Genomic DNA, 7,794 nt, shown 5'->3' with positions numbered 1-7,794 from the left:
CCGGCGGCGTCCTCACCTGCTTAACTAAATCACCCGAATTGTTACTGTTTGTAATGCCGGAAGAAATAAAACTGAAAAAATACTATTGACAAACTCCCGGTTGTGGACTAATATTATGTCATAACATTATATAATGATATATAATCAATTGGGCGGAAAGAGGAGAGAGGATAATGAGAGTAATCGGTATTGGGGACAACGTATGTGACAAGTATGAACATCTGAAAACGATGTTTCCGGGAGGCCAGGCGCTAAATTTTGCAGCTTATGCCAAAATGCTCGGGGCCGATTCCTCCTACATGGGTGTCTTTGGAAATGACGCGGCAGCGGCTCATGTGATCAGGACACTGGATGAACTGGGAGTTGAACACGGCCGTTGCAGGCAGTATGAAGGGGAGAACGGCTGTGCCAGGGTAACCTTGACAAATGGGGACCGCGTTTTCCTGGGCAGTAATAAAGGAGGAGTGGCAAAAGAAAAACCGCTTGATTTGACCGGAGAGGATCTGGAATACATAAAAGGGTTTTCTATCATCCATACGAGCAACAACAGCCATTTTGACAGCCAGCTTGCAAAAGCAGCAGCCACGGGCGTACCGCTGTCCTATGACTTTTCCGGGCAATGGACCGATGAGGAGAGGGTTGCCGGGGTTGCCCCATATGCATCCTACGTATTCTTATCCTGTGGTTCGGTTACATCAGAAGAGGCACGCGGTATCTGCCGGAATATGCATGAGCAGGGCTGCCGGATGATTATAGCCACCAGGGGCAGCTATGGGGCAATGTTATTTGACGGGAAGGATTTCTATGAACAGCCGCCGAAGCTGGTAGAAGCTGTTGATACGCTGGGGGCCGGCGACTCCTTTGCCACGGCCTTTCTGCTCTCTTTTACGGAGAGCCTTAAGAGAGCGCCGGAACGCATGAAAAAGGATAGCGGATTTTACCGGGAAGAGCTTAAGAAGGCAATGGTACGGGGGGCGGAGTTTGCCTCGAAAACCTGTCTTGTCAGAGGAGCCTTTGGCCACGGTGTTACATATTAGCAGATAATAGATGAAAACAAAAAAGATTTCAGGAGGAATGAAAATGACAAAAACAGTAAAAGAAATCGTAGCGGAAATTAAAACAAAGATGGATCAGGCAGGCGGCCTCAAACACGTTTATTTTGTGGCCTGCGGTGGCTCCAAGGCGGCAATCTACCCGGGCCTTTACCTTCTTCAGAGCGAGGCGAAGACATTTGGCGCCACTACCTATACGAGCAATGAATTTGTTCACGCCACACCGAAAGAACTGGATTCACGCTGTGTAGCCGTCATCTGTTCCCTTAAGGCGACGCCTGAGACGGTGGAAGCCGTAAAGACAGCCAATGCAGCCGGGGCGGTTACAATCGCAATGACAGGCTCTATGGAGACCGGAATGGCGAAAGCCGGCCAGTATGTTGTTACCTATTCAAATGGCGATGATCAGGTATACAGTGATTCAAACCAGGCAAACTCCCTCCGGATCGGCTTTGAACTGCTGAAACAGATTGAGAATTATGAGAATTACGACAAGGCTATGGAGGCCTATCAGTATATTGATGAGATAGTAGAGGCAGGTAAAAAGAATGTTCTCTACGCGGCAACGGAGTGGGCACAGAAATACAAAGACGAGCCGGTATTCTATGTTCTGGCATCCGGTCCGAACTATGGGGTCGCTTACTCCATGTGCTGCTGTCACTTTATGGAAATGCAGTGGAAACATGCTGTCTGCCTGCATACAGGCGAATACTTCCACGGACCGTTTGAGACTACGGATAAGGAACTTCCCATGGTTCTTCTGATGAGCGAGGGAAGAACGCGTTTCCTGGATGAAAGGTGCTTAAAGTTCCTTGAAAAATATGCAAAAAACTATATTGTAATCGATTTTAAGGAATTAAATGCAGGAAAGATAGACCCGGCAGTTGCAGAATTCTTTAATCCTGTCGTGATGATCCCGATTGAGCGTTATTACGTATCACAGATGGCGGAGGTAAGGGGCCACTCCATGGATGAGAGAAGATACATGTGGAAAGTTGAGTATTAATATATCTTATTCATATGGAAGCTCTGAGCGGCCGCAGGCCGGCGGACGGGCGATACCCCTGGCGGAGTCTTTCGTCCCGGCGAAAACCTGACCTTGGGGCGGAGGGGAAGACAAAGTCTGCGGATGCCGCCTAAATCCATCGCTGATTAATGCCGCCTAAATCCATCGCTGATTGGCGAGGTCTTTTCGAGCCTAGCAGCGCGATGCATTTCACAGAGCGGGAGCGTGCTCCGCAGACTTTATCTTCGCCCGCAGCCCCAAACCGCGACAAGCTTCCACCGGGACGAAAGACTCATATACACCCAATCCGCTGGCCGCCCCGTCCGCTGTCCGTACCGGAGGCGTCCTCGCCTGCTTAACTAAAAGTCGTCTAAACTCAAGCTTGTATATTGCTTTTTTATCGATAGTTATTATATAATAATATATATCTTTATATCTACAGCTATTAGCACTGAAAGAAACGGAGTATATTATGTTAGATGGAAAAGCGGCTATTCCTCTTTATGTTCAATTGGAAGAACAGATTCAGGAAAAAATTCTTTCCGGAATATACCAGCCCGGCGAGAAACTTCAGACTGAAGGGGAGATGGCAAAGACGTACGGCGTCAGTATCATCACGGTCAGGAAAGCAGTCGGCGGACTGATAGATAAAGGGCTGGTTGAAAGAAAGCAGGGCAAGGGGACATTTGTCAGCAAACCAAAATATATGAGAGATATTAAGAAAGTCCAGAGCTTCAGTGATATGTGCCGCAGTATGGGGCTGGAGCCGGGAGGCCGGATGATCGAGAACAGGCTGGTTGTGCCGGAGGCTGAGATTGAGGAGAACCTGGGGCAGCAGAAAGGAATGCAGGCTGTGCTTATTTCACGTGTCCGGTATGCGGATTACGAGCCGGTGGCAATTGAAAGCACCTGGTTTCCGCTCCGGTACGCCTTTCTGCTCGATGAGACATTTGACAATAACTCTCTGTTTGACAGTCTCAAGAAGCGCGAGGTGGCGGTCGTTCATTCCACGAAAAAAATTGAGATATGCCGTGCCTCTGCCAGAGATGCCGCCCTGTTAAATATGTCCAGGGGTGATCCTCTTCTCTATATCAGGAGTGTTGCGTTAAGCGGTGACGGACAGCCAATCTATGCGGGAAGGCAGATGATTAACGGGGAGCGTTTTTCCCTGCAGATCAACGAGAATACGGAACTGTAGAGCGCCGTCCGAGAGGCCGGCCATATATCTGTCTATATTTATATATTTGTACCGTGAATGACGAGGGTTTCGGGAGATTTAAAGCTTCCGGAATCCTCGTCATTAAATTGAAGGCGGTGACCTGTGCGCGGAGCGTGCAGGTTATCGTTGAGTGGCAATGAAAAGTTCGCGAAGCGTGCTTTTCGTTGTTATGGAATAAAATGCAACAGTTCAGTCGTCATGAGCAGTTACAAAAATATGCCATAAAACAGGATGCGTTCAGAAAAGTTATTTGTGAAAATTGCGCAGGAATCTATTGACAACATAATGATACATGATGTAATATAATGATATATAATAAATTGGCCAATAAAAACTGTTAATGCTGTTGAAAAACAGCCTATGGGAAATGAGGAGGAGAAAATGAACGCCGATATCTTCAGCTATGAAGGAGAAGGGATCCAGTGTGTCTATGACAATAAAAACTGGGTAATGTGTATTAAAAACTGGAAACCAAATAATGATATTGAAAATATCCGTTATCTGGAAGTGCATCATGCCACTGATGAGCAGTTTGTGCTATTAAAGGGAAAAGCGGTGCTGCTGGCGGCAGTGAAAGCAGATGGCGCCTGCCGGATTGATGTTATACCGATGGAGCCTTATAAGGTTTACAATATTCCACAGGGAATCTGGTTCAATACAATTACTCAGAAAGATACGAAACTCGTCTATGTCCAGGACGCAGCCACCACCGCAGAAAACAGTGAATACTGTGATATGACGCAAGAGGAATTGAACGAGGTGAAAGAGAAAGCCTCCGCCTGCCTCGATTAATTTTTGCCAAAAACTATAATGATATATAATATTATAGAATGATAAGTAATGATATTGAGGGAGGTGAAAGATATGGTAATTGACATGCACGTACATCCGGCTCTTTTTTCCGATATCTGCGGAGATAAGGACAGACTGAAGCTGAGATGTGATGAAATGGGATACCATCTGATGGGGCCTTCGCCTCTGGATGTGCTTGATAAACAAAATGCATATGCGGGAATTGATAAAATGGTTCTCTTACCCCTGGACCATTCTGTCCGCTGCGGCGAAGTGGTGATAACCAACGAAGAAATCCGGACTCTTGTGGATAAACGTCCGGACATGTTGATTGGTTTTGCCAGTGTTGACCCGCACCGCAGTGACGCAGTGGAGGTATTGGAGCGTGCTTTTACCGAGCTGCAGTTAACGGGTCTGAAACTGAACCCGGCAAAGCAGAGGTTTTATCCGGATGACAGGATGATGTGGCCGATTTATGAAAAATGTCTGGAGCACAATAAACCGGTTGTTTTTCACGCAGGACTTTCGTGGGAACCGGATACGCTGTGCAAATATTCCCATCCGTTAAGATTTGAGGAAGTGGCCCTGGAATTTCCGCAGCTTCGGCTCTGTCTTGCCCATATGGGATGGCCCTGGGTGCAGGAGACGGCCATGCTGATGATTAAATATCCGAATCTTTATGCGGATACGGCGATGATGTATATGGACAGTGCGGAGCAGTTTTTTGATAAGGTCTTTAAACATGATATGGGAGAGTACTGGCTCGATCACAACTTCCAGGATCAGGTTATGTTCGGATCTAATGCTCCCCGGTTTCGGCCTGTACGCATCAAACGCGGGCTGGACAGTCTGAAAATGCGGGAGGATACAAGGCGGAAGCTTTACGGTGAAAATGCAATGAGATTTCTTGGATTGGAGGGCTGACAGATGAAAGTGGAACTGACAGAAAAAACGGTCTGCGCCGGCCGGGAAGTGGAGTTGATTAAAATCACGGAGGATGTTAAGGAGACGGTAAAGAGCAGCAGGGTAAAGGATGGCGTCGTATTTATCATCAGCGCCCATACGACGGCCGGAATAACGATGAATGAGGGACTTCCCTGTGTGGAAAAAGATTTGATAGATAAGCTGGACAAAATGGTGCCATGTGACGATATTTATGCCCACGCCCATTTTCTCCCGTCTTACGGCGCCACAGGGGGCAATTCCCCGGGGCATATCAAATCCATGCTGGCGGGCAGCCACTGTGTACTTCCCGTGAAGGACGGAAATATGGTTCTGGGACATGCACAGGATATCTATTTTGCCGAATTTGACGGTATCAAGAACAGAAAATATTACATTCAGGTTATGGGTGAATAAAGCGATGGAAGACCAAAACAGGGAGATGGGAAAATGAGGGTTGCGGCAGTAGGAGATAACTGTGTGGATGTTTACTATACACTGAACCGTTTCTATCCGACCGGAAACGCGGTGGATTTTGCGATTAACCTGAAAAAGCTGGGACAGGACGTCTCGCTGGTTTCCATTCAGGGCGATGATGTATTCGGTGTGTCAGTTGAGAATGTCCTGAAAAAGTACGGGGTTGATTTGACTCATTTTTATAAAGGCGGCCGGCAGACGGCTGCCGCGCAGATGAACATTATAAACGGAGACCGGATTCATGAGAAATTTGACAAAAATGTGCTGGCGGATTTTACGCTGGACCGGGAGAGGCTTGATTTTGTAAAACAATTTGATCTGGTTTATTCGGAAAAGTGGTCACGGATAGGGCGTTACATAAAAGACATAAAGAACGGTAATAACATTATGATTCATGATTTTTCAAAGAGGCTGGCCGATCCTGGGAATGAGGAGATACTGCCATATCTGGATTACGCGTTTTTCTCTTACGAGAAGCTTGACGAAACGATTAAAGACTTTTTAAAGTCAACTCAGAAAAAGACGGGACGGATCGTAATCGCCATGCTCGGCGGGGACGGGAGCCTGGCTTATGACGGGAGCCGGTATTACCGGGAGCCTGCTAAACAGGTGGAAATTGTCAATACGGTGGGAGCCGGAGATGCCTATGTGGCAGGATTTACAAAGGGCCTGTGCGAGGGGTTGGGCCTTCCGGAATGTATGCACCGTGGTAAAGAGACAGCGACGAAAATAATCCGGATGTTTGATCCGTATTAACAAAAGAAAAGTGGGAGTGAAAGGAGAAGAGAGTATGGAATTTAATGCATATTCAATGTTAGTAGACTTCATGTGGGCAGGTATTTTCCTGTTTATAGCAAAAATATTGAGGGAAAAAATCAGGGTGCTGCAGAGCCTGTTTGTGCCGGTGAGCCTGCTGGCCGGATTCATCGGCCTGGCTCTTGGACAGAATGGATTCGGGGTGATGCAGTTTTCAAGCCAGTTCGGTTCATATGCCGGCCTGCTGATTATTGCAGTATTCGTATCCATCGGACTGCGCGGCTTCAATTTCAGCAGCGGCGGCTGGAAGACGAATTTTGACCGCATCGGAAGCTATTACTGCTACAGAAATATCGGATGGGCATTCCAGTATGCGGTGCCGATTATATTTTCAATGGTAGTGCTGAGAATATTTGCTCCGGAACTGAATACGGCTTTCGGCATGCTGATTCCCGCAGGATTCCAGGGAGGACACGGAACTGCGGCAGCGCTCGGCCAGACTCTCGGCAATCTGGGCTGGGAAGATGCCACCGACCTTGCCATGACATCTGCAACAGTAGGGATTCTCACCGGTATATTCGGCGGAATTGCACTAATCAAAATTGGTACCACTAAAAATTATACAAAATATGTAAAAGACTTCAGCCAGCTTCCGGACGATATGAGAACCGGACTAATCGACGAAGGCCACAGGCCGGTTCTGGGAGATGAGACTGTTTCTCCGATGGCCATTGACCCGCTGGCGTGGCACCTGCTGCTGATATTAATCCCGACCGGAGCCGGTTATCTGCTGACCAATGCAATTCAGGATGCCACGGGATTGGGCGTTCCGAGTTTCTCCGTCGGCTTCCTGGCAGCGATTTTATTCCATTTCCTGTTAAAAGGAATTAAAGCGGATAAATACGTTGACAACCGTATCATTTCCCGTATGGGCAGCTGTGCGACAGACTTTCTGGTATTTTTCGGAGTAGCTTCGATTAAAATTCCGGTTGTTATCCAGTATGCGGTACCGTTCGGCCTCTTAATGCTTTTTGGAATCCTCTGGGTTGTATTCCACTTTACGGTGATTGGTCCCCGTCTGCTGAAGCAGGAATGGTTTGAGAGGGGAATCTACGTATACGGATATTCCACAGGTGTTACTGCAATCGGAATGGCCCTCCTGCGCATTGTGGATCCGGAGAATAAGAGCTGTACATTGGATGACGCTGCAATCGTGACCCCGATTGAGTCTGTTATCGAAATTTTCGCACTGGCCGCCGTCCCGGTAGCCTGTGTACAGGGGAACTGGATAGCCGCCGTTGTCCCGATTCTGATTTACCTCGCGGCGCTGCTTATCGTCCCGGTAGTGTTTAAATGGTGGCACAAGCATCCTCACGCAGTATGGGACGAGACAAAATAATCAGAATTCATTACAGCAAGTTCCCTTTATGAAAAGGATGCTGCCGCTCCTTGACGCCGAGTGAGCCGTGGCATCCTTTTTGTCTGTTGACGAAAAGGGCCCGGATGCGGAATAAATTAAGAAAGCCTGCTAATAAAAAGTCAAGCACTTT

General features: G+C 47.6%; 8 protein-coding genes. All 8 read left to right on the top strand.

The annotated features are described in order from the left end of the window. Positions 1–173: 173 nt before the first annotated feature. Positions 174–1,037: a fructoselysine 6-kinase gene (locus CLOSYM_RS09185; protein WP_021641898.1), complete on the top strand. Its 864-nt coding sequence runs from the start codon at positions 174–176 to the stop codon at positions 1,035–1,037. A 43-nt stretch (positions 1,038–1,080) separates the two neighbouring features. Continuing rightward, positions 1,081–2,058, top strand: a complete 978-nt coding sequence (locus CLOSYM_RS09180) for an SIS domain-containing protein (RefSeq protein ID WP_024738811.1) — start codon at positions 1,081–1,083, stop codon at positions 2,056–2,058. 472 nt (positions 2,059–2,530) lie between these two features. Then, positions 2,531–3,256, top strand: a complete 726-nt coding sequence (locus tag CLOSYM_RS09175; RefSeq protein ID WP_003498290.1) for a GntR family transcriptional regulator — start codon at positions 2,531–2,533, stop codon at positions 3,254–3,256. 402 nt (positions 3,257–3,658) lie between these two features. Continuing rightward, positions 3,659–4,069 carry a hypothetical protein gene (locus CLOSYM_RS09170; RefSeq protein ID WP_009297762.1) on the top strand — a complete coding sequence of 137 codons (411 nt, stop codon included), beginning with the start codon at positions 3,659–3,661 and terminating at the stop codon, positions 4,067–4,069. Between the two features lie 72 nt (positions 4,070–4,141). After that, positions 4,142–4,993, top strand: coding sequence for an amidohydrolase family protein (locus tag CLOSYM_RS09165; protein WP_003498286.1), 852 nt, complete (start codon positions 4,142–4,144; stop codon positions 4,991–4,993). A gap of 3 nt (positions 4,994–4,996) precedes the next feature. Continuing rightward, the gene (locus tag CLOSYM_RS09160; RefSeq protein ID WP_003505793.1) at positions 4,997–5,428 is read left to right on the top strand and encodes a secondary thiamine-phosphate synthase enzyme YjbQ; all 432 of its coding nucleotides are present in this window, start codon (positions 4,997–4,999) and stop codon (positions 5,426–5,428) included. A gap of 33 nt (positions 5,429–5,461) precedes the next feature. Next, the gene (gene frlD / locus CLOSYM_RS09155; RefSeq protein WP_021641894.1) at positions 5,462–6,244 is read left to right on the top strand and encodes a fructoselysine 6-kinase; all 783 of its coding nucleotides are present in this window, start codon (positions 5,462–5,464) and stop codon (positions 6,242–6,244) included. Between the two features lie 34 nt (positions 6,245–6,278). Next, positions 6,279–7,643, top strand: coding sequence for a sodium/glutamate symporter (locus tag CLOSYM_RS09150; RefSeq protein WP_009297763.1), 1,365 nt, complete (start codon positions 6,279–6,281; stop codon positions 7,641–7,643). Positions 7,644–7,794 lie beyond the last annotated feature (151 nt).

Origin of the sequence: [Clostridium] symbiosum ATCC 14940 (assembly GCF_000466485.1) — a bacterium.
GTDB classification, from domain to species: Bacteria; Bacillota; Clostridia; order Lachnospirales; family Lachnospiraceae; genus Otoolea; species Otoolea symbiosa.
This window is presented reverse-complemented; position numbering and strand designations above follow the sequence as displayed.